This is a genomic window from Marinomonas profundi (genome assembly GCF_020694005.1).
GTDB lineage: Bacteria > Pseudomonadota > Gammaproteobacteria > Pseudomonadales > Marinomonadaceae > Marinomonas > Marinomonas profundi.
Genome location: NZ_CP073013.1, coordinates 1,421,426 through 1,441,633, shown reverse-complemented (window position 1 = coordinate 1,441,633; position 20,208 = coordinate 1,421,426). Strand labels below are relative to the sequence as shown.

The window sequence follows — 20,208 nt, the reverse complement described above, 5'->3', positions numbered from 1 at the left end:
CGGGTTAAGCTAGCCAAAGAATATCCAGAGGTTCGATGGTGTTAAGCGTGACTAAGTCAACGACAGCCTTGTTTAGCAGGTTGTGTGCGCTGTCTTTTTGCATAATGCTGTTTAGTGGGCGCTCAAACGATACTAGGTGCTCACTCATATTGGCGATGACTAACAAGGTTTTGTCGCCCATTTGTCGTTTAAAGGCGAATACGTGTGGGCTACCCAGTGAGACAAGTTCAAATTCTGGTGCCGCGAAAAGCGGGTTGGCTTTGCGGATTTGAATCATCTCTTGAACCAGTTGGGCAATGTTACCCTGTGGTGTTTTTATGTCTTGCGCTAAGGCGAAATCCTGCTCTGTAAGCTTCTTACGATGCACCCAACGGCTGTCTTCTGCTTTGCTTGGGTCGTTTAGGTAGTCGTTATTGTTGAGCACACCAAGGTCGTCACCTTGGTAGAGCAATGGAATGCCGGGCATGGCGAAGTTAATGCCGTTCAGCAAACGAATACGTTTGATGGCGTGATCAAGCAAAACTGGATCGTCTGCGGCAACGGCGTTTTCCACGCCTGCTAGTGAGGCCAAGGTGCCGCACACGCGACAGTCGCCATTCACTGGGTTTTCTTGAAATGGCACACCCGCGGCAAAAGAGCCCTCGAATTGACCGGTATAAAACTGGTTTAAGAAGCGACGATGGCCAAATCCGTCCATGCCTAGGCGACCGGAGATGGCGTCGTCCCACAACCAACCAATGTCGTCGTGACAGCGAATGTAGTTGACCCAAGTGGTGTGCTCTGGAATCTTGAAACTGCGCTCAAGAGAGTGGTACAACAAACTGGTTTGGCGGGTGGCTAGACTTTCCCATAACAAGGCCATCATCAGCGGGTTATAAGACAAAGTACACTCGTCAGTGCCAATGTATTTATTGACTTCGTCAGGGTGCACAATGGCTTCGGATTTAAACACCACTTGCGGTGCGGCAATGTCTAAGCAGGCTTTAAACGCTTTTATTAGGTTGTGAGCCTTGGGTAAGTTCTCACATACGGTGCCTTTTTCTTTCCACACAAAGGCCAGAGCGTCGAGTCGCAATACATCACAGCCATTCAAAATCAGATGCAACATCTCTTCCACTACGGCGACAAACACCGCTGGGTTGGCATAGTTTAAATCCCACTGAAAGGAGTTAAACGTGGTCCAAACGTGGCGGTCTAATGCCGGTAGATAGGTGAAGCTGCCACGACGAATCTGCGGAAAAATCTCTCGTACGGTTTGGTTGTATTCCATGGCGTCTTGTTCGCCCATGAAGTGATAATAATCTTGGTATTCTTGATCGCCAGACTTGGCCGCTGCGGCCCAGCGATGTTCGTCTGAGGTGTGATTAAAGACAAAGTCCAGCACCATACGAATGCCTTTTTTATGCAGCGCAGAGGCCAGGTCTTTTAGGTCTTTGTTGGTGCCCAGATTGGGTGAAACGGTGCGATAGTCTGAAATTGCGTAACCGCCATCACTGTTGCCTTCTGGCGCCAGATACAGCGGCATCAGGTGCAGGTAATTAATCCCTAAGGATTCAAAATACGGAATCTTGTCGATTAAAGAGCCTAGGTCATCGGCCAGCAAGTCTACATACACCGCCATGCCGACATTTTTATTGGACTCGAACCAAAAATCTGACTTGTCTTTGATTTGCGCTGGGCGTTTTTTCTTTTGAAAATCGATAAAAGATTGCAGTAATGTTTTGAGATGAAAATGCAGGTCGAAATGGTGTTGATAGAGTGGAAAAAGTTGTTCAAACAAGGGCTTAAAGTTCGTTTCTAAGCGTGCGGTAAAAATGGATTTTTGCTTTGAGGTGAGCGGGCTAAAGTCCAATTCGGATAGCAAGCGCTGCTGTGTTTTTTGTGCTTCGAAAGAGAAATCCATGACCATATTGTTGCCTTTTTAGAAGAACTTGTGACGTTAAGCACAAATTACGTTGTTATATTTAGTGGGGTCGTTGAACAACATGGTGTTCCTCGTTTGCCACGGGAAAACGTAGCGTAAGGACTAGGGTGGGTCAATATGGCGACTTGCTAAATACTGGCTTAATTTTTTGAACGCGGCGCTTCGCAAAAATTCACCATTAGCCTAGTTATCTGCATAGCCACTGCCGATGGCGCTAAAGGGCATATCAAGATCCAGCTCTGGCACTTGTAAGCCAACCCAAGTCGGAAAGGTGTTGCTGTTTGGGCCAGGAAAAACCGTGTATTCGTTTGCCCAAGGGTAACGGGTTACCGCGGCGTGAATATGTGGAATCAAGCTTTCGGCTTTTTCCCCGGTAATCGAAAGGACTTTTTCTGGTTTTGCGCCAAACCAATAGCGGTCAGGTGTGGCCGTTTGGTATTCGTACAACGCTGGTAATCCGCGTTCTACTCGCCAGCCAACGACTTCATAGACGGTGTATTCAGGCGCGTTCTTTTCTTTTGTTGCCACCCAAGTATGAACCGCAAACCAGCCTCGCCAGCTAAACGCGTCTGCTGCATAAAACTCAATCACCGCGTCTTTTTGCTCTTCTGGTGATGGGGCAATGCCAGCGGGCTCACGACTCGCCGTGCGCCAGTCATCATTTGAAGAACAAGCGCTTAACAATACACTGACCAATAAGAGCCCTAGATACTTTGTCATTCTGTTTCCTGTTGCTGATAGGTTGGTGATTAACATACGCAAAATAAGCGCGGTTTGGCTCATTGTTTTTTCGGTTATTGTTTTTTAGTTTATAAGTATTATTCCCTACTTTTTATCAAATGCAAAAATAGAGCATAAAAAAACGCCAGAAGACTGGCGTTTTAGATCGGCTGTTTTCTCTGCTTTTTTAGTAGAGCTAAAAAACAAATTAGTTCATTTCAGTAATAAACTCGTTTGCTGGGCGACGTACTTTTTTCAGGTCTTTCAACCAATCGCCGGTTTCGGCACGGTAACCCAAAGGCAGTAGAATCACCGAGCGAAGTCCGCGTTCTTTTAGGCCTAGAATTTCGTCGACCTTTGCAGGATCAAACCCTTCCATTGGCGTGCTGTCTACGCCTTCTTCAGCGGCCGCAATTAAGGCGGTGCCCAGACCAATGTAAGCTTGGCGCGCCGCGTGCTGATAATTCACTTCCGCGTCGCGAGACGGGTAAGCGCCGAGAATCATTTGACGGTAGTTTTCCCAGCCTTCGTTTTTGAAGCCGCGTTCGTCATTAACAAGGTCAAACATCTTGTTAATACGGTCTTCGGTGTAGTTGTCCCATGCGGCGAAGACGAGCAAGTGAGAAGCATCGGTAATCTGGGCTTGGTTCCAAGCGTGCGGCACGATGGCTTCACGCAATGCTGTGTTTTTGACCACGATCACTTCGTATGGTTGAAGGCCGCTTGAGGTGGCGGTTAAGCGAATCGCTTCTAAAATGCGCGCTACTTTTTCTGCTTCAACGGCTTTGCTCGGATCCATTTTTTTCGTGGCATAACGCCAGTGCAATTTTTCTAATAAATTCGACATATCAATTCCTTGGTAACATTTATGTATAACAACAATATGGGGTTTATTTTAGCCAAGTACAAGCCGTGTTTTACGCAAGGAATAAGAAAGTTGAATAAGTGGTTAAATATCTAACTTGGTTGATATCTTGCAATAATTTCTTTAATAACGCCCCAAAACAGTTCATTTTTTTACTGGGATACAGTAAGGTGCGAGCTCAAAATTTCAACGGACCCCTTCTAATGACATTTGCTCAAAAACCATCGTTATTACAACGCTATTTACGCGGTAGTTTAGTACTACAAATTGCCATCGGTATTCTTTGTGGTGTGGTATTGGCCTACGTTTCACCCAGTACGGCATTGTCTGCCAGTTTATTGGGTGACTTTTTTGTGAAAGCCTTAAAAGCCATTGCGCCGATTTTGGTGTTTTTGCTGGTGATGGCGTCGATTGCGAATCATAAACAAGCACAACAAAGTCATATTCGTCCGGTGCTGGTGCTTTATTTGTTTGGCACCTTTGTGGCGGCATTAACAGCGGTGGTATTCAGCTTTGCCTTTCCGACTCAGTTAAGTTTGGTGGCGCCAGATTTAAGCCAGAGTGCGCCTCAGGGGGGCGGTGAAGTACTGCATTCTTTGGTGTTTAAAATGGTGGATAACCCCGTGAATGCCTTGGTGCAAGGCAACTATGTCGGCATTTTAACCTGGGCAATTGGCCTTGGTTTGGGCTTGCGTCATGCCTCTGAAACAACAAAAGCTTTGTTGCAGCAGGTGTCTGCCAGCGTGACGAATATTGTGTCGGTGATTATTCGCTTGGCCCCCTTTGGGATCTTTGGTTTGGTGGCGAGTACTATTGCTGCGACAGGCTTTGAGGCTTTATTTGGGTATTCGCATTTACTCGCTGTGCTGATAGGCGCCATGCTATTTATTGCGCTGGTGACTAATCCATTATTGGTGTTTTGGAAGATACGTCGTAACCCTTATCCTTTGGTGTTTAAGTGCCTAAAAGAAAGTGGTGTGACGGCCTTTTTCACCCGCAGCTCGGCGGCCAATATTCCGGTTAACTTGGACTTATGTAAGCGTTTAGAATTGGATGAAGACACTTATTCTGTGTCCATTCCGTTGGGCGCCACCATTAATATGGCGGGTGCAGCGATTACGATTACCATATTGACCTTAGCGGCGGTGCACACCTTAGGCATTTCACTGGATTTTGGCACGGCGCTCTTGCTGAGTGTGATTGCTGCCGTGTCTGCTTGCGGTGCATCTGGCGTGGCGGGCGGCTCGTTATTATTGATTCCGCTGGCGTGCAGCTTGTTTAACATTCCCAATGACATTGCGATGCAAGTTGTGGCGGTCGGTTTTATTATTGGCGTATTGCAGGATTCTGCAGAAACCGCTTTGAATAGTTCGACTGACGTGTTGTTTACGGCCGCGGCGTGTCTTTCAAATGATAAGCACTAACTAAAGGGCAGCCAAAGAACCATAAAAAGAAAGGGAAGCCGCTCGCTTCCCTTTCTTGTTTTTTTTTCGGTTTTCTAGCCAAATAGCTGTGTGTTTTAAAGCTTAAACTGGGTCACCAGTTTATCCAGTTGAACCGACAGTTTTTGTAAGTTGTTGCTGGAAGCCGTGAGTTCATCGGCGATTTCAGAGGTTTCCGTCGTCAGCTGATTAATCTCTTCAACGTTTTTACTCATGTCGTTGACAACAATCGCTTGTTCTTCCGTGGCCGTCGCCACTTGGATATTCATATCGCTAATTTGACCAATGTGTTTGGTGATTTGTTCAAGGGAGCTGTTGGCCTCGTTGGCTTGACCCATCACGGTATTGCTTTGATCTTGACCCGATTTAATAGTAGAGACGGTTTTAGCCGATTGCTCCTGCAGTTGATCGATCATTTTTTGTATTTCATCGGTGGAAGCCGCAGAACGACTGGCAAGGTTTCGAACTTCATCCGCAACGACCGCAAATCCTCGACCTTGTTCGCCAGCACGGGCGGCTTCTATGGCCGCGTTTAAGGCTAGCAAGTTGGTTTGCTCTGAAATACTACGAATGGTGTCTAGAATGCTGCCGATGGAATCCGTCTGTGTTGCTAATGAGCCAATATCTGAGCTGATGTGCTGGATTTCTGTCGACAGTGAGGTGACGCCTTGGCGAGCGCGTGCGACCAATCCGGCACCATTATGGGCTTGTTTATCCGCTTCTTGAGCGGCTTTGGCAGCTTGGGAGGCATTCACTGCGATGTTTTCCACTGTGGCGCCCATTTCATGAATGGCCGTCGCAATTTGAGTGGTACGGTCACGTTCATTTAGACAGTTAACATGAGTGGCTTTGGCTTTGGCCGCGACATCGTTTGCGGTACGAGCGAGCTGACGCGAATTTTCGGCCACATTTTCAATGGCGGTATGGACTTTGGCGATAAACTGATTAAAGTGCTGTGCTATGTCACTAAGTTCGTCTTTACCGTCCATATTCATCACAGTGCCAAGGTCTAATTTATCACTGGCGCTGGAAATGTGTTGTTGTAAATAAGAAACGCGTTGATTAAGACGACGTAACATCAACCAAGCAAGGAAAATAGACGCGGCCAATACGATGACAATTAAAATGATCATGTTGTTGCGGCTACTTTCATAATTAATTTGGCTTTGAGCGTAGCCTTGTTGGCCTTGTGCTAGCAGCTCATCTAATATTTTATTTACGGCAATACGCATGACACCATAGCTGCTGGCATATTGGTTTTTGTATATTTCCTGCGCGGCGGTTAGGTTATTATTTTCCATAGCGGTCAGCATTGGCGCTAATTCATCGGTTTTAACCTTGGCAAAAATATCGATGATTTTTTGTACTTCGGCGCGTGTTTTTGGATTTACCTGAGTATCCAGCGCTTGCTTTAGTGCCATGTCCATTTCAGGAATATCTTCGGTACGCGTTTCTTTTATGCGAGTAATAACGCCTTTTTTATCCTGCATGGCGGGAATTTCTTGCAATAAAATAATGTCGATACCGACCCGCATACGCGGAATACGTGACGCCACTTCGGCAAGGGAGCGCATCGGCGCACTGGTGTTTTGGGCGAGCTGTTTAGTCTGTTCTTGTACACTAGAAAGGCCGCGTAATCCGGCCCAGCTAACGAGAAACAGAGCAAGACAAGGTAAAGCAATCACAAGCACAAATTGCATTTTCAGAGACAGTTTATTGAATATCACTATGTGTTACCTGCTATGTTTTTAAATGGTGTCATTAATGGAGAAAACGTCAACTCTTCGCTTTTTTACAGAAGAGGGTGCGCTCGCTTAATTATACAAGGAACTTCCGTTTTTGTACGCTGTTATGAACCTATTATGTTAAGCCTAATAAATGACGCCTTTTAGCGAGTAGTGACGCACTTTTTATGACTAATCAAAGGAGCTTGCATTGAGTAAGACGTTTCGGTCTCTCGCCAACCCAAATTACCGACTTTGGTTTGGTGGGGCGATCATTTCTAATATTGGCACTTGGTTGCAACGCACGGCTCAAGATTGGATTGTCATTGCGGAGTTATCGGACAAAAATGCTTCCGCGGTGGGGCTGGTGGTGTTTTTACAATTCGCTCCGCAAATCTTGTTATTGCCTATCACGGGTTGGACGGCAGACCGTATGGATCGCCGTAAGTTACTTTTTATTACCCAGTGTTTAATGGCTATGTTGGCGTTGATTCTCGGCTTGTTGGTGCTGAGTGGTCATGTTGTATTGTGGCAAGTGTGTGCCTGTGCTTTTGCGTTAGGGTGTGTGGCCGCGTTTGATGCGCCAGCTCGTCATGCTTTTGTGTCGGACATTGTCAGTGAAAAAGAGCTGTCGAATGCGGTTGGGCTTAATTCCGTATCGTTTAACTCCGCCCGTTTAGTCGGGCCTGCGATCGCGGGGGTATTGATCGCATTGATCGGCACGGGTTGGGTATTTATGATCAACGTATTGTCCTTCATCCCGTTATTAATCGCCTTACATCAATTCAAGCGACGTTTGCCTGCGGTGGTTTCAGACAACAGTAAAGCAACCCCTGATATGACTAAATTCTTAGAGGGCTTTCGTTATATTTGGCAGCATCGTGAGATGGCGGTGATTCTTGCTATGTCGTTTATGATTTGCAGTTTGGGGATGAATTTCTCGGTGTATTTATCGGCGATGACAGTGCACGTGTTTCAAGGTCACGCTGATCAATATGGTTTCTTAATCTCTATGATGGCAATTGGCTCTATCTCTGGCGCCATGGTGACGGCCAGTCGCCGTTCGTCGCCGTCATTTCGCTTTATGATTTACGTTGCGGCGATGTTTGCCGTGAGTTGTTTTTTGGTGGCGATCAGTACGTCGTTTTGGGCGTTTGCCGTGTTGCTGGTTTTGCTGGGTCTTAGTTTGCAATTGTTCACCACGTCGACGACGTCTTACATGCAAGTGGCCACAGAAAAACGTTATCGCGGTCGAGTGATGGCCGTGGTGTTGGCAACCGCTTTGGGGAGTACCGCCTTGGGGGCACCTTTGGTGGGCTGGGTCGCCGATACTTTTGGCGCCAGATGGTCGATAGGAATGGGCAGCTTGTCTGGTCTTGCGGCGGCGCTATTAGGGTTTTGGTTTTTGCGCAAACAAGCCCGTACCGAGCAGAAAGATGGAGTCCGGTGATAAATTGCAGTAATCTAGATTTGATCTATTACATCACTCTAAAAACAAGAATGGAGAAGGCCCATGTCACAGCATCTAGTTTTAAGTTTTATTGGTGAAGATCGCCCCGGCATTGTTGAACGTTTGTCCGATACGATTGCTCGCCATCATGGCAATTGGTTGGAAAGCCGTATGGCGCACCTAGCCGATAAATTTGCTGGCATTTTAACCGTGACGGTGCCCTTGGAGCACGAAGAAGCACTGGTCAACGCGCTGCGCAATTTTGAACAACTTGGCTTGCATGTCACTGTCGAATTGGCGAGTCAAAAAGCGTCGGAAGGCTCAACCTTGTCACTGTCTGTGGTCGGTAATGATCGTTCGGGTATTGTGAAGGAAGTGTCTCAAGTACTGCACTCATTGAAGGTTAATGTGAAAGAACTGACGACGGTCTGTGAACCGGCACCAATGAGCTCCGATATGTTGTTCAAGGCAGACATGGTGCTGGTGGTGCCAACCGATTTGCCTTTGTCTGAATTAGAAGCGGCTCTGGAGAAAATCAGTAGCGATTTGATGGTTGAATTATCCGTTAGCCAGTTTGCTTAACATTGCTCATCAACCTAGTGCAAAAATGCCGCCTGATGGCATTCACCGTGCTGCAGTACTCGACATAGCATATTATTTCCTACAAGGCCTCGATGTTGTCTAAACACCATTCGGCTCTTTGTAAAACGGCGTGCTTTTGCACGTCGTTTTGTTTATCCCAGTTGCCGTAAATCATGCCAATGCGCGGATTGGTGGCGAGACGTTCTCTATGTTTTACCATGAAGTGCCAATATAAACTGTTGAGTGGACAAGATTCGTCACTGGTTTTTTCTTTTACCTTGTAATGGCAATCGCCACAGTAGTCGCTCATTTTCTGTATATAGCTGCCGCTAGCGGCATAAGGTTTGGAGGCAATCCAGCCGCCGTCGGCAAATTGGCTCATGCCACGCGTATTGGGCAACTCTACCCATTCTAAAGCGTCTACGTAAATACCCAAATACCATTCGTCAACTTGCTTGGGCTCAATCTCGGTTAACATGCAGAAGTTGCCTGTCACCATCAATCGCTGGATATGATGGGCATAGGCGTAATCAAGCGATTGTCCAATGGCGCTGGCAAGGCATTTCATTTTGGTTTGGCCATGCCAGAAGTAGCTGGGTAAGGCTCGATGGGCCGCTAACGCATTTTGCTCTTGGTAATCCGGCATATTGATCCAATACATGCCACGCACATATTCGCGCCAGCCGAGGAGTTGCCGCACGAAGCCTTCGATTTGGGCGATGTTGATAGTGTCGTTTTCTTGATAAGCCGAAATAGCCGCTTTTATCACATGCCTTGGGCTGATCAATTTGGCGTTGAGGGCAAAAGACAAACGCGAATGGTACAGGCTCCAGCGGTGGGGCGTTTGGTTGGTCATGGCGTCTTGAAAACGGCCAAAATTGGGCAGTAAATGCTCACAGAAAAAGGCGAGTAAGTTCAGTGCATCTTGGCTGGTGACGGGCCAAAGTAAATTGGATTCTGCTTTGCCAAGGGAAGGAATATTGTGACGCTGCATGCGCTCAAGCAAATGGGTCACATCATGTTGAAAACACAAAGGCGCTGGAATGTCGGCTAGATCTTTTGCTTTGAGCTTATTGCGGTTGGCATTGTCGTAGTTCCATTGACCGCCCTCTGGTTGTTTATCGTCTGCCATCAAGATATTAAAGCGCTGGCGCATTTTGCGATAAAAACTCTCCATGCGCACACTGTGTTTAGGCTTGAAGTATTGGGAGATTTCGTCGAACGGCAGTAAAAAGTGTTCACTATCGACCATAGTAATCGAGGGCTTGGTCGAGCCAGTGATCAGTGTTTGGTATTGCTGTAATACGCGATATTCATCTGGGCGCTGCAGTGCTACGTTGGCAATATTGTGTTGCTCTGCCAGCGTCAGAATTACTTCTTCTAAGCTTTGACCTTTAGTGTCGTCCAACGTGAGGTAACAGACGTGATGACCCGCGTTTTTTAGGGCATCTGCAAAGCGTTCCATCGCGAGGAAAAACGCACACAGCTTTTGAATGTGATGCTTAACGTAAGTCGCTTCTGGGTGGAGCTCAGCGATAACATACAAGACCCCTTGGTCTTGCTCACGAAACCAAGCATGCGCCGCGTTTAATTGATCGCCAAGAATGACACGCAAGGTGTGGTAGGTTTTAGTCATCGTCATTAGTTGTTTCTTCGTTGTTTTATTTGATGTTATTACGCACATAACCGTTATTTGGTTTAGTGTTTCGCACTCTTCTTCATAGTAACCCTAGCTGATACTGTGAGAGGCAAAAAATACTAGGGTGAAATCAACTAGTGAGATGTGTCTATATGTAATCAAAAGATGGGTTTGAATACGTTAGTAGATAAAAGACAAACAAAAGCAATGAGAATTTTTTTTATTTGTTTTCGGTGAAAATGACATATATCAAAAAAATAGCTTATTTTTCCTAATTTTCTATGTTTTTTTGTTAATGACTATATAGTGCGACTTACTAATATAAGCCAAATTAATGATGTTATGTTGGTTAGGTTATAACTAAAAGGTCAGTTAAATAGTTGAGGAAATATGAGAAAAAATTTACCCGTTTCTAACTCAGAAAGAACCTTTTCGGAAGGTGTCAAACTTATTTCCGTTACCGATCTGAAGGGGAACATCTTAGACTGTAATAGTGCTTTTGTTGACGTCAGTGGTTACCGCAAAGAAGAGCTGATTGGCCAACCTCATAACCTTGTGCGACACCCAGATATGCCGCCCGCGGCGTTTGAAGTAATGTGGACTCAACTCAGGGCAGGCTTGCCATGGATGGGATTGGTAAAGAATCGTTGTAAAAACGGGGACTTTTATTGGGTAGACGCTTACGTCATGCCTATAACGGAAAATGGCAAAACGGTCGGTTACGAATCCGTGCGTGTGTGTCCCAGCCGAAAAGATGTAACTCGTGCAGAAGCGCTATATCGTCGTATTAACAAGAATAAGTCGGTCTTTACTGCTAGCACTGTTTTTAATATTGAAAATGCCATGCTGTTTTTCGCGGGGATATTAGTTGGCTTGACGCTGCTGTTTTTTTCGTTCGAATACGCAGTGTCGTTATTTGCCGCTGTTCTGTTTATTTATGTTGTGATATTAAAATGGCAGCAAGGAAAGTTCTTAAATTATTTACAACATAAGCTTGGCAAAGCCGCATTTAAACACCCTGTTGCAACGGCGACTTATACAAGCCAAGCGGCTTCTATTGGCGATATTTCAGTCGGAATAAAAAGTCTACACTCTCGTTTAGGGACGATTTTAACTCGTATTGAAAATGGAGCAGCAGGCGTAGAAAAGGAGATGGAAGCATCGTATAAATCGATCTCAAGTGCCAAAGTTAAAATTTTAAGTCAGCAGTCAGAAACGGATTCAATCGCAACATCAATGACAGAAATGTCATCGACTATTCTGGAAGTATCCCAGAACATTTCCGAAACCGCAGAGTTCGCGAGCAAAGCATCTGAGATTAGCAAAAACGCAGCACTCGCTGGCAATGAAGCTAAGTTGTCAATAGAGCAGTTGAACACCACAGTAATGAGTATTGGAAAATCAGTTAGCCATGTTTCTTCATTAGCCGAAAGAATTTCAACCTCAACGAATATGATCGATCAAATTGCCGAACAGACGAATTTACTGGCGTTGAACGCCGCTATTGAGGCTGCGAGAGCGGGTGAACATGGTCGAGGTTTTGCAGTGGTTGCCGATGAAGTTCGTCACTTGGCCTCAAAAACACAAACACTGACCCAGGAGATCGACAAAGCCATTGAAGACTTATTGAATGGCGTAAAAGCAACGTCAAAAGTCGCAGAAGAAGGGGTTATTCTTTCTCGTGAAAGTTTAAACAGAGTTGAATTAGAAGATGAGTTGGTGAAAGAGGTGAATCTTGTCGTGGGTGAAATAGCGATTCGCTCATTACAGATGGCCGCAGCCACTCAGCAGCAATCTATTGTAATCGAGGAAACAACTCATCAAGTGCATAATATTGCCAATCTAGGCCATGAAAACACACAAAAAATGGAAGCAACTGAAGCGTCTATTTTACGCTCAACTGAATCCACAAAAGCATTGTACGAATTGGTTAAAAGGTTCAAGTAACACATTATGGCTATAAACAAGGAAAGCTCCCTTTACAAAGCACTGTTTGAAGCCGCTGCAGATGGCATTATCATTATTAATGGTCGTGGCATCATTCAGTCATTTTCCCCTTCTGCCGAATTGCTTTTTGGTTATTCGGAAGCCGATGTATTTGGTCAGAACGTATCAATATTGATGCCAAAAAGTGACGGTGAGCGACACGATGGTTATCTAAAAAATCACCTTGATACGGGTAAAACAGCGATTATTGGTCAAGGTCGCGAAGTAATCGCTATGAAAAAGAACGGTCAACTTTTTCAAATGCACTTATCCGTTGGGCGCGCCGAAACCCCAGAAGGCGAGCCGTTTTTTGTGGGGATTTGCCATGACTTATCCATGTACAAAAATGTGGTCGAGCAGCTAGAACGAGTAGATATACGTTATCGAAATGTTTTTGATTCAGAAGGGCTTTTTATTGTTCGGATTACCTTAGACGGCGCTATTATTTTATCCAATAAATCGTTTTCTCAGCAATTCCATTTCAATAAAGTGAGTGGTGATGACTTTCTAGATTGCGTGGCGGGCTCTTCGAAAAGAGACGCGCAATGGCTGTTTTCGTTGTCTAAAAATGGTTTTAAAAATGAATTAAAAATGTCGCTGATGATGAAAGGCGCCTCGTCTAATACTGAAGTAGAATGGCGTTTCAAAATAGTGAAAGACAACATTGGCTGTCATATTCAAGGTGTGGGCATTGATGTTTCTGAGAAAGTGGTCGCAGCCAACGAGGCTTTTTTTCTGAGAAACTTTGACTCGGTGACGAAACTGCCACAAATCGATTATGTCCAACAACTTTTCAATGCCAATCAAGCTGAAAATACCCTATTTTGTTTTATGGCCTTTGAGCTGACAGATTTTGATCGTATACGAAAACTCAATGGAGAAGTCTTAGCCGATAAAATGTTGGAAGAGCTGGCTCGCTCGTTAGAAGAACGAGTGAGTTACCTGCATTGCTGCCGCCTACAAGCAAGCCGATTCTTAATCATTTTTGATGTGGATTCTACGCAAGGTGTGGAGCAACAAGTGGAACACAAAGCCGCTTCTCTGCACTCAGAATTAAAACGAACTGTTGGGGAAATTAGCTCAGAAACTCGTATTGGCAGCGCGTATTTTTCGAAAAATAAAGACACTTTTCATGATGTAGTCGAGCGTTCTTTAATGGCAATAGAATATTCTCGTCAGAATATGCAATTCCTGTCTTGCTATAACGAATCCATTCACCAAGCTGCAGACCGTAAAAAAGGCATCCAAAAAGCGTTGATCAAAGCAATCAAAGACGTGGCAATCGATGTGTATTTCCAGCCGAAAATTGACCTCGAGCACAATCGGGTCGCGGGGTATGAAGCACTCATGCGTTGGTTTAGCCTCGAATATGATTACATTTCCCCATGGGAAATGATCGAAACCGCTCAAGAACTGAATTTTCTGCTTGAATTGGACAAGTGTGTAGTGAATAAAACCTTGTCTATTATTAAAGCGAACCCCGACACTTTTAATGCCGATACACCGGTGGCGATTAATATTTCAGCGAAAAGCTTTAGTATGAAGCCAATCATAGGTGTGCTTATTGAAGGGATAGAAGCGCATGGCATTGACCCCAGATCGATCGAGGTCGAAGTGACTGAGGACGCTTTATTAACCATTGGCGATCAAGTGAAATCAAACGCCAATAGGCTTAGAGCGGCTGGTGTGAAAATTTGTTTAGATGATTTTGGTACAGGTTATTCTTCCTTGAGCTATTTAGGCAAGTTGCCTTTGGATAACTTAAAAATAGATCGCAGCTTTGTGATTGAGTCGGAACAAAAAAGTGGTCGATTAATGTTGGAAGCAATCGTGTCAATTGCAAAATCTTTTCATTTGACGGTAACAGCAGAAGGGGTTGAAACGCCCGATCAGCAAGCGTTTCTCGCCAGCATTGGTTGTGAATACGCGCAGGGGTTTTATTATTCAAAAGGCATACCTGTTCAGGATATTCCGCAATGGCTTGCGTCTTATCAGCCCGCGTAATCTACGACATGGCTTTATAGGTTTCCCCCGGTTCTGACCAACTGAGCTTTTTTGGCGATTCGAATGTACATGTGTTGCCAAAAGACGCTGCTTTTCCTGTTTTACAGCAAATTGCTGGCGGATACTCCACAGCCTATTTGCTTGGGCGATTACAGCGTTCTGAACAATATTTGACCTGTGACTAATCGTGTTGCCATTTTTTACGCTATGTAAAAGGTCTTTGACGTCAGAAATTTAGATTGGTTTTACAAAAACGCCTTACGCACTTTCGCCGATATCCATTCGGATACTAAGACGGTGGCAAAGATCAAAATGAAAATCACACTGACTTTGTCCCACGCCAAGGTGTTAATTGCCCCGTTTAACTGTAGGCCAATGCCGCCTGCGCCGACCAACCCCAATACTGTCGATTCGCGGATATTAATGTCCCAACGATAAATGCTGATACCGGCAAAGGCCGGCATGACTTGAGGCAATACCGCATAAGACATGACTTGTAAGCGGCTGGCGCCGGTTGCGGTAATGGCTTCGACTGGTGTCGGATGAATTTCCTCAATGGCTTCATAGAGTAATTTACCAACAAAGCCGATGGAGCGTAGGGCAATGGCTAAAATGCCCGCCAACAATCCTGGCCCTAAAATGGTCACCAATAACATGGCCCAAATGAGCGAGTTGATGGAGCGAGACGACACAATAAGCATGAGTGCGGCCGAGCGGATAAGCGGGTGAGGCGTGGTGTTGCGCGCGGCTAAAAAAGCACACGGAAACGCCATGAGAATACCCAGTACCGTACCGAAGGTCGCAATATTGATGGTGTCCCATAAGGGTTGCCATAAATTGGGCGTGTAATCCCACTGCGGTGGGATCATACGGCTAATGAGGTCTATGCCTTGCTTGGGTGCGTCTTCTACAAAGACCCACATAGTGTTGTCTGAAATCAGCTTCCAGCACAAAATAAACAAGCAAACACCGATCAACCAAGCCAACCAACTAAACCACTGTTGGCGTCGTGTTTTTAGGCTCCACTTGGCGGTGGCTAACGACTTTGAATGATCCAAATAGCGTACTGGCATTATTGTACCCACCTACGGATGTAACCCGAGCAATATTCTGTAAACATGACGATGGCAATAATAATCAGCAAGATGGCCGCTGCCGTATCGTATTCGTAGCGGCTTAATGAGGTATTGAGTGTTGCGCCAATGCCGCCAGCACCGACAATACCAATCACCGCAGATTCCCTGAAGTTAATGTCCAAGCGATAAACCGCCAGACCGATCAAACGCGGCATGACTTGTGGTTGCACAGCGTAGTTTATCAATTGCAGCCAGCGAGCTCCGGTTGAACGAATGGCTTCCACTTGTCGCTCATCAATGTCTTCTATGTCTTCTGCCAATAGTTTTGCCATGAAACCAACGGTGGCAAAGGCGAGCGTCATCATGCCTGCCAAGGGGCCAAAGCCGAACATCACCACAAATAAAATGGCAATAATGACTTCTTGAAAGGTTCGTGAAATGGCAATAATCGAACGGCAAAATAGGTAAATAGGCAGGGGCGCTAGGTTACGTGCTGCGCCCACGCCAACCGGAATCGCCAGTAAAATCCCTATCACGGTCGAGGTAAAAGTCATGGTTAATGACTCTAACAAACCGCTGATAATATCTTGGCTGCGGCTGGTAAAGTCAGGCTGTAAAAAAGCCGATAAGAAACGCGCCGCTCGGCTCATGCCTTCCGCCACTCGAGACCAGTTGACGTCGATGCTTAAAAACGCCACGCAGAAATAAGCCACGCTGGCGAGCAATAGAGCATAGCGATAGCGACGGTCACGAATTAATGGCAACGGCTTCCACTGGCCTTGTCGAGCCAGATGGATACGATCATCTGTCTTCATACCAAGGCTGCCTTGCTGCTCATCATCATAGGTTTAGAGGAATGGACGGGCGCTTCCTTCTCATCGTCGTTATCGGTCTGAGGGTTCCAATCTTCTTCACCATAAATCAGCGTCAGCATGTCGGTGTCTAAGGCGTCTGGTTGACCATCAAACACCACTTGGCCTGACTTTAGGCCAATGATTCGATCAGCAAATTGCTGGGCTAACGAAACATCATGAATGTTAATAATGGCGGACAATTGACGTTCTGCGCACAGCTCTTTGATCAAACGCATAATCTGACGAGAGGTTTTAGGGTCTAGGCTCGCGGTGGGTTCGTCGACAAGCAGAATCTGTGGGTTTTGTAACAAGGCACGAGCAATACCGACGCGTTGGCGTTGTCCGCCCGATAGTTCATCAGCCCGTTTGTCGATAAAAGACTCTAAACCCACCCGTTCAAGTAGGCGGAAGGCTTCTGTGATGACGTCCTGAGGGTAACGACGTAGAAAGCTGCGCCAAAACCCGCTGTAGCCTAAATAGCCAGATAAGACGTTTTCCATCACGGATAAACGATCTATCAGGGCGTAATCTTGGAAAATCATCCCCATGCGACGTCTTGCGGCGCGCAGCTGACCACTATTGAGCTGTGTAATGGGCGTGTCAGCTAAGAAAATTTTTCCTTGTGTCGGTTCGACCAATCGGTTGACACAACGAATAAGGGTACTTTTTCCTGCGCCAGAAGGGCCAATCAGGGCCACGACTTGGCCTTTGGGTAGGGTGATGTTGACGTCCGTTAGGGCTTTATCACCGCTATTGTAAGATTTACTAAGGGATTCGATGGTTAACATTTTCACTCCACAGACTAAAAAACACCCCCTCCTTAGAGGGGTTAAAAAGCCCGTTTAACGGTCTGAATTAATTGCAGTTGTAGGAAACATTCAGTGCGTTATCGATTGTACGCACCACATCCCAATGTTTTTTGTAGGTAATCGGAATGAATTGCGCTTCGCCAGAGTTTTTGAATTCGGCTTCTAATGGCGAACCTGCCCACTGGTAACTAAAAAAAGCGTCTTGTATCTTGGCGGCCAATTCTGGTTTTAGGTTGTACACATAGCCATAACCTGTGGTTGGAAAGGTTTGTGACTTATAAATCGTGGTGAAATCGGTGGTGGAAACAACGTCTCTTGATACCATGCGTTGTAGGACGGAATTGGCAATGGCGGCCGCATCGTAGTCATTGTTTACCACGCCTAAAATGGAGTTATCATGGCTACCAGAGAAGGATGGTGTGAAGTCTTGGTCGGCTTGCAAGTTAAATTCTGCGGCCAATAACGCCGATGGCGCTTTGAAGCCTGAGTTAGACGTTGGTGCGGTAAAGGCAAGGTTGCGTCCCTTGATGTCGTCTATTTTGCTGATGCCAGAATCTGGGCGTGTGATGATTTCCATTTCGTAACCAAAGCTGCCATCTTTCCCTGCCATCATGGTGAAAGGCACAAATCCGGTGCAGTTGACGGCAACAGGCGTCGAACCAGTATTAAAACCAGCCACATGAAGACGTCCAGCACGCATGGCTTCTAACTGTGCTGCGTTGGATTGTACTGGGAAAAACTGCACCCGCTTACCGGTGACTTTTTCCATATGCTTCAAGAAATCATCCCAAACCTGAGCGTAAACCGCAGGATCTTCTACCGGCGTATAAGCAAACACCAAGGTATCTGGGTCAATCCACTTTTTCACATCGCTTGGCGCATCGGCCGTCAGATCGCCATTGTTATCGGTAAAGCGAGAAGCCAAATCGCTGGCTTGCAATGCTGTGCTGGTGACCGCCAAACCCAATAATAAAGGCAGCGAAGTGATCTTGATCTCGGAGATTATATTCATTGCAGCGGTATCCTTAGGATTCTAAATGTCGTTAAACAATAAGGCGCTACTGTGTCAGTTCAGCGACAATTTAATGACGTCAATATGACAGCCAAAAAGTCAGCTTTTTTAAAGTGTAAAAAACAACGACTAACGCGTTGCTAAAGCCGGTATTTAAGGTATTACTGTTTTTAGCAGCGCCATCTTACTTCTGTTGCACTCAAGTATTTTTTGCCGTCATCCAATCGCGCAGTTTTGTTAATGGCAGGTTTCCTATTAGCGTGCCGATGATGATTAGAATGAGCGCAATGATTAAGCCAAGGGTCCATTGTTCTCCAAATAAGGGAACCGCCAAGACACTGGCGAACACCGGGACAAGCGCCATGAGACCACCCATTTTTGTGGCGCCTAAAATATGTACCGCGCGTCCGTAACAGACCATTTGTACTGTGGTGGCCATGACGCCTTGGTAAAAAGCCTGTAGTCCGATCATTTCCCAAGACGCCTCGCCTAAATGATGAGGTAGAAACAGCACATACACAGGCGTAAACAATAAACTTGTCACGGCAATGATGCCTAAGGTTGCTTGCCAAGGGGCAAATTTCCAACGCCGTAACAAGACAGTGAACATCCCCCAAAACACACAGGCTAATACAAAGCTTAAATCGCCTTGCCAGTAAGATGCACTAGAAAGCAAGGTTTCAATCAACAGTGCCAAAATGCCTAAGCTGCTGATTAAAATGCCAATCCAAGAGGCTGCTGTGTGGCGTTCGTTTGCTAAGAAATACGCGAAGACTGCGATCATAATGGGCATTAAACCCGGTAATAATAGAGCGGCGTGTGTCGCTGGTGCGTGCTGAAAACCATTGAAAACAGACAGCGCGTAAGCCAAACCACCAATACTGCCTAAGGCAAACATACGCCATTGCAAGATGGTTTTGCGGTGCTGCCAAATGAAGGGTGAAAACAGTACAAAGGCGGTTCCAAAGCGCACCATCATCATGTCGGGCAGCGCTAAAGCGGCCAAGGCTCCGGCTTTAGACACCAAAATAAACCCTGTCCAAATGGCAACGGCGGCTAAGGCATAACCCAAACCTGCCAAGGGCAAAGAAGATGCTTTAATACTCGATTGAGTCATTTTTAGCGCCTTTTACTTTAATTTTTTACAGTATAGGATCATCTTTATTTCATTAATAATGAATAATAAAGAACAACTCATTCATAAAATATGAAGGTTTTTTGCTGGTGGATATTTCAGATCTGGTTGTTTTCAAGGCCGTGGTTGAGTACAAAGGCGTTACCCGAGCGGCGCAGGCCTTGCATCGAGTGCCATCTAATGTCACCGCGCGAATAAAAAAGCTCGAAAGCGAATTAAGCGTCGATCTATTTCTTAGAGAAAACAACCGTTTGTCGGTGACTTCGGCCGGTCTGCGATTAATGGATTACACCGATAAAATTCTGCAATTACAAAAAAGCGCCATTGCCGAGTTAACTCACGCAGAACCCGCTGGATTACTGCGTTTAGGTTCAATGGAAAGCAGTGCGGCGTCGCGTTTACCAAGTTTGCTGGCGCGCTATCACCGTACTTATCCCGCTGTGCAAATTGAATTAATGACCGCGGCTTCTATGTTATTGATTAACCGTGTGATTGACGGAGAACTCGACATTGCCATGGCATCCGATCCACCCGATGACCCACGAATATCGACGACACATTGCTTTGACGAGGAGTTGGTTTTGATCCTACCAGCGGCATGGGCTGAATTGGAGGAGCTGCCAGAGGCTCTCACCATGGTCGGTTACAGCAAGGGCTGTTCTTATCGACATCGATTAGAAACATGGCTAAAACGTCAAGGTCGAGTCTGTGAAAAAGTGATCGAAATTCCTAGCCATTACACCATGATAGGTTGTGTTATCGCGGGTATGGGCATTGGTATGGTGCCGCGTTCGCTGCTGTCATTGCATAAAACAGATGGGTTGGCATTTCGAGCCATAGATTATGATATTGCTCACGCACCCACGTATTTGATCTCGCGAAAAGACAACCCATCCAGCGCGATTAATGCGTTTATAGAAAGTACGTTGGGGTGATTTGTTTGTGGCGTTTGACGTAAAAATGCGCCGTAATCGGCGTTTCAATAA

At 45.9% G+C, this 20,208-nt stretch carries 16 protein-coding genes; 6 read left to right on the top strand and 10 right to left on the bottom strand.

Going from position 1 to position 20,208, the window contains the following annotated elements; genetic code table 11:
• Positions 1 to 4 precede the first annotated feature (4 nt).
• The 3 genes from J8N69_RS06760 to J8N69_RS06750 all read right to left on the bottom strand — a co-directional run bounded on the left by J8N69_RS06760 (position 5) and on the right by J8N69_RS06750 (position 3,491).
• Positions 5 to 1,903, bottom strand: a complete 1,899-nt coding sequence (locus tag J8N69_RS06760; protein ID WP_227804003.1) for an alpha-amylase family protein — start codon at positions 1,901 to 1,903, stop codon at positions 5 to 7.
• A gap of 204 nt (positions 1,904 to 2,107) precedes the next feature.
• On the bottom strand, positions 2,108 to 2,644 hold the full coding sequence (locus tag J8N69_RS06755) for a DUF3750 domain-containing protein (RefSeq protein WP_168826452.1): 537 nt from the start codon (positions 2,642 to 2,644) through the stop codon (positions 2,108 to 2,110).
• A gap of 208 nt (positions 2,645 to 2,852) precedes the next feature.
• The gene (locus tag J8N69_RS06750; RefSeq protein ID WP_168826450.1) at positions 2,853 to 3,491 is read right to left on the bottom strand and encodes an NAD(P)H-dependent oxidoreductase; all 639 of its coding nucleotides are present in this window, start codon (positions 3,489 to 3,491) and stop codon (positions 2,853 to 2,855) included.
• Between the two features lie 221 nt (positions 3,492 to 3,712).
• Here J8N69_RS06750 and sstT point away from each other — a divergent pair, with 221 nt between their 5' ends.
• Complete coding sequence (gene sstT, locus J8N69_RS06745; protein WP_168826448.1) at positions 3,713 to 4,933, top strand: serine/threonine transporter SstT; 1,221 nt, start codon at positions 3,713 to 3,715, stop codon at positions 4,931 to 4,933.
• 95 nt (positions 4,934 to 5,028) lie between these two features.
• On the opposite strand, the gene J8N69_RS06740 is transcribed toward sstT, so the two are convergent.
• Positions 5,029 to 6,678, bottom strand: a complete 1,650-nt coding sequence (locus J8N69_RS06740; protein ID WP_211085122.1) for a methyl-accepting chemotaxis protein — start codon at positions 6,676 to 6,678, stop codon at positions 5,029 to 5,031.
• 208 nt (positions 6,679 to 6,886) lie between these two features.
• Here J8N69_RS06740 and J8N69_RS06735 point away from each other — a divergent pair, with 208 nt between their 5' ends.
• Both J8N69_RS06735 and J8N69_RS06730 read left to right on the top strand, forming a co-directional pair.
• Positions 6,887 to 8,125 carry an MFS transporter gene (locus J8N69_RS06735; protein ID WP_168826446.1) on the top strand — a complete coding sequence of 413 codons (1,239 nt, stop codon included), beginning with the start codon at positions 6,887 to 6,889 and terminating at the stop codon, positions 8,123 to 8,125.
• A 63-nt stretch (positions 8,126 to 8,188) separates the two neighbouring features.
• Complete coding sequence (locus J8N69_RS06730; protein ID WP_168826444.1) at positions 8,189 to 8,707, top strand: glycine cleavage system protein R; 519 nt, start codon at positions 8,189 to 8,191, stop codon at positions 8,705 to 8,707.
• Positions 8,708 to 8,786: 79 nt separating this feature from the next.
• Here the strand turns inward: J8N69_RS06730 and J8N69_RS06725 are convergent, their stop codons facing one another.
• On the bottom strand, positions 8,787 to 10,349 hold the full coding sequence (locus J8N69_RS06725) for a cryptochrome/photolyase family protein (RefSeq protein ID WP_211085120.1): 1,563 nt from the start codon (positions 10,347 to 10,349) through the stop codon (positions 8,787 to 8,789).
• A gap of 387 nt (positions 10,350 to 10,736) precedes the next feature.
• Here J8N69_RS06725 and J8N69_RS06720 point away from each other — a divergent pair, with 387 nt between their 5' ends.
• Positions 10,737 to 12,293 (top strand): methyl-accepting chemotaxis protein, encoded by a 1,557-nt coding sequence (locus tag J8N69_RS06720; RefSeq protein WP_168826442.1) that lies wholly within the window; start codon positions 10,737 to 10,739, stop codon positions 12,291 to 12,293.
• Between the two features lie 6 nt (positions 12,294 to 12,299).
• Entirely contained in the window at positions 12,300 to 14,336 is a 2,037-nt protein-coding gene (locus J8N69_RS06715; protein ID WP_168826440.1) for an EAL domain-containing protein, read from the top strand.
• Positions 14,337 to 14,581: 245 nt separating this feature from the next.
• Here J8N69_RS06715 and phnE (J8N69_RS06710) read toward each other — a convergent pair whose 3' ends face one another.
• The 5 genes from phnE (J8N69_RS06710) to J8N69_RS06690 all read right to left on the bottom strand — a co-directional run bounded on the left by phnE (J8N69_RS06710) (position 14,582) and on the right by J8N69_RS06690 (position 19,204).
• The gene (gene phnE, locus J8N69_RS06710) at positions 14,582 to 15,409 is read right to left on the bottom strand and encodes a phosphonate ABC transporter, permease protein PhnE (RefSeq protein WP_168826438.1); all 828 of its coding nucleotides are present in this window, start codon (positions 15,407 to 15,409) and stop codon (positions 14,582 to 14,584) included.
• Complete coding sequence (phnE, locus tag J8N69_RS06705; protein ID WP_168826435.1) at positions 15,409 to 16,227, bottom strand: phosphonate ABC transporter, permease protein PhnE; 819 nt, start codon at positions 16,225 to 16,227, stop codon at positions 15,409 to 15,411. The genes phnE (J8N69_RS06710) and phnE (J8N69_RS06705) overlap by 1 nt, the downstream gene beginning before the upstream one ends.
• Positions 16,224 to 17,054 carry a phosphonate ABC transporter ATP-binding protein gene (phnC, locus tag J8N69_RS06700; RefSeq protein ID WP_168826433.1) on the bottom strand — a complete coding sequence of 277 codons (831 nt, stop codon included), beginning with the start codon at positions 17,052 to 17,054 and terminating at the stop codon, positions 16,224 to 16,226. The genes phnE (J8N69_RS06705) and phnC overlap by 4 nt, the downstream gene beginning before the upstream one ends.
• Positions 17,055 to 17,121: 67 nt before the next feature.
• Positions 17,122 to 18,087 carry a phosphate/phosphite/phosphonate ABC transporter substrate-binding protein gene (gene phnD, locus J8N69_RS06695; protein ID WP_168826431.1) on the bottom strand — a complete coding sequence of 322 codons (966 nt, stop codon included), beginning with the start codon at positions 18,085 to 18,087 and terminating at the stop codon, positions 17,122 to 17,124.
• Between the two features lie 199 nt (positions 18,088 to 18,286).
• Positions 18,287 to 19,204 carry a DMT family transporter gene (locus J8N69_RS06690; RefSeq protein WP_168826429.1) on the bottom strand — a complete coding sequence of 306 codons (918 nt, stop codon included), beginning with the start codon at positions 19,202 to 19,204 and terminating at the stop codon, positions 18,287 to 18,289.
• Positions 19,205 to 19,311: 107 nt separating this feature from the next.
• Between J8N69_RS06690 and J8N69_RS06685 the strand changes: the two genes are divergently transcribed.
• On the top strand, positions 19,312 to 20,157 hold the full coding sequence (locus tag J8N69_RS06685; RefSeq protein WP_168826426.1) for a LysR substrate-binding domain-containing protein: 846 nt from the start codon (positions 19,312 to 19,314) through the stop codon (positions 20,155 to 20,157).
• Positions 20,158 to 20,208 lie beyond the last annotated feature (51 nt).

Excerpts from the sequence above, each read along its gene's own strand:
- J8N69_RS06760 (WP_227804003.1), bottom strand. The coding sequence starts at position 1,903 with ATGGATTTCTCTTTCGAAGCACAAAAAACACAGCAGCGCTTGCTATCC.
- J8N69_RS06755 (WP_168826452.1), bottom strand. The coding sequence starts at position 2,644 with ATGACAAAGTATCTAGGGCTCTTATTGGTCAGTGTATTGTTAAGCGCT.
- J8N69_RS06750 (WP_168826450.1), bottom strand. The coding sequence starts at position 3,491 with ATGTCGAATTTATTAGAAAAATTGCACTGGCGTTATGCCACGAAAAAA.
- sstT (WP_168826448.1), top strand. The coding sequence starts at position 3,713 with ATGACATTTGCTCAAAAACCATCGTTATTACAACGCTATTTACGCGGT.
- J8N69_RS06730 (WP_168826444.1), top strand. The coding sequence starts at position 8,189 with ATGTCACAGCATCTAGTTTTAAGTTTTATTGGTGAAGATCGCCCCGGC.
- J8N69_RS06725 (WP_211085120.1), bottom strand. The coding sequence starts at position 10,349 with ATGACGATGACTAAAACCTACCACACCTTGCGTGTCATTCTTGGCGAT.
- J8N69_RS06720 (WP_168826442.1), top strand. The coding sequence starts at position 10,737 with ATGAGAAAAAATTTACCCGTTTCTAACTCAGAAAGAACCTTTTCGGAA.
- J8N69_RS06715 (WP_168826440.1), top strand. The coding sequence starts at position 12,300 with ATGGCTATAAACAAGGAAAGCTCCCTTTACAAAGCACTGTTTGAAGCC.
- phnE (WP_168826438.1), bottom strand. The coding sequence starts at position 15,409 with ATGCCAGTACGCTATTTGGATCATTCAAAGTCGTTAGCCACCGCCAAG.
- phnE (WP_168826435.1), bottom strand. The coding sequence starts at position 16,227 with ATGAAGACAGATGATCGTATCCATCTGGCTCGACAAGGCCAGTGGAAG.
- phnC (WP_168826433.1), bottom strand. The coding sequence starts at position 17,054 with ATGTTAACCATCGAATCCCTTAGTAAATCTTACAATAGCGGTGATAAA.
- phnD (WP_168826431.1), bottom strand. The coding sequence starts at position 18,087 with ATGAATATAATCTCCGAGATCAAGATCACTTCGCTGCCTTTATTATTG.
- J8N69_RS06690 (WP_168826429.1), bottom strand. The coding sequence starts at position 19,204 with ATGACTCAATCGAGTATTAAAGCATCTTCTTTGCCCTTGGCAGGTTTG.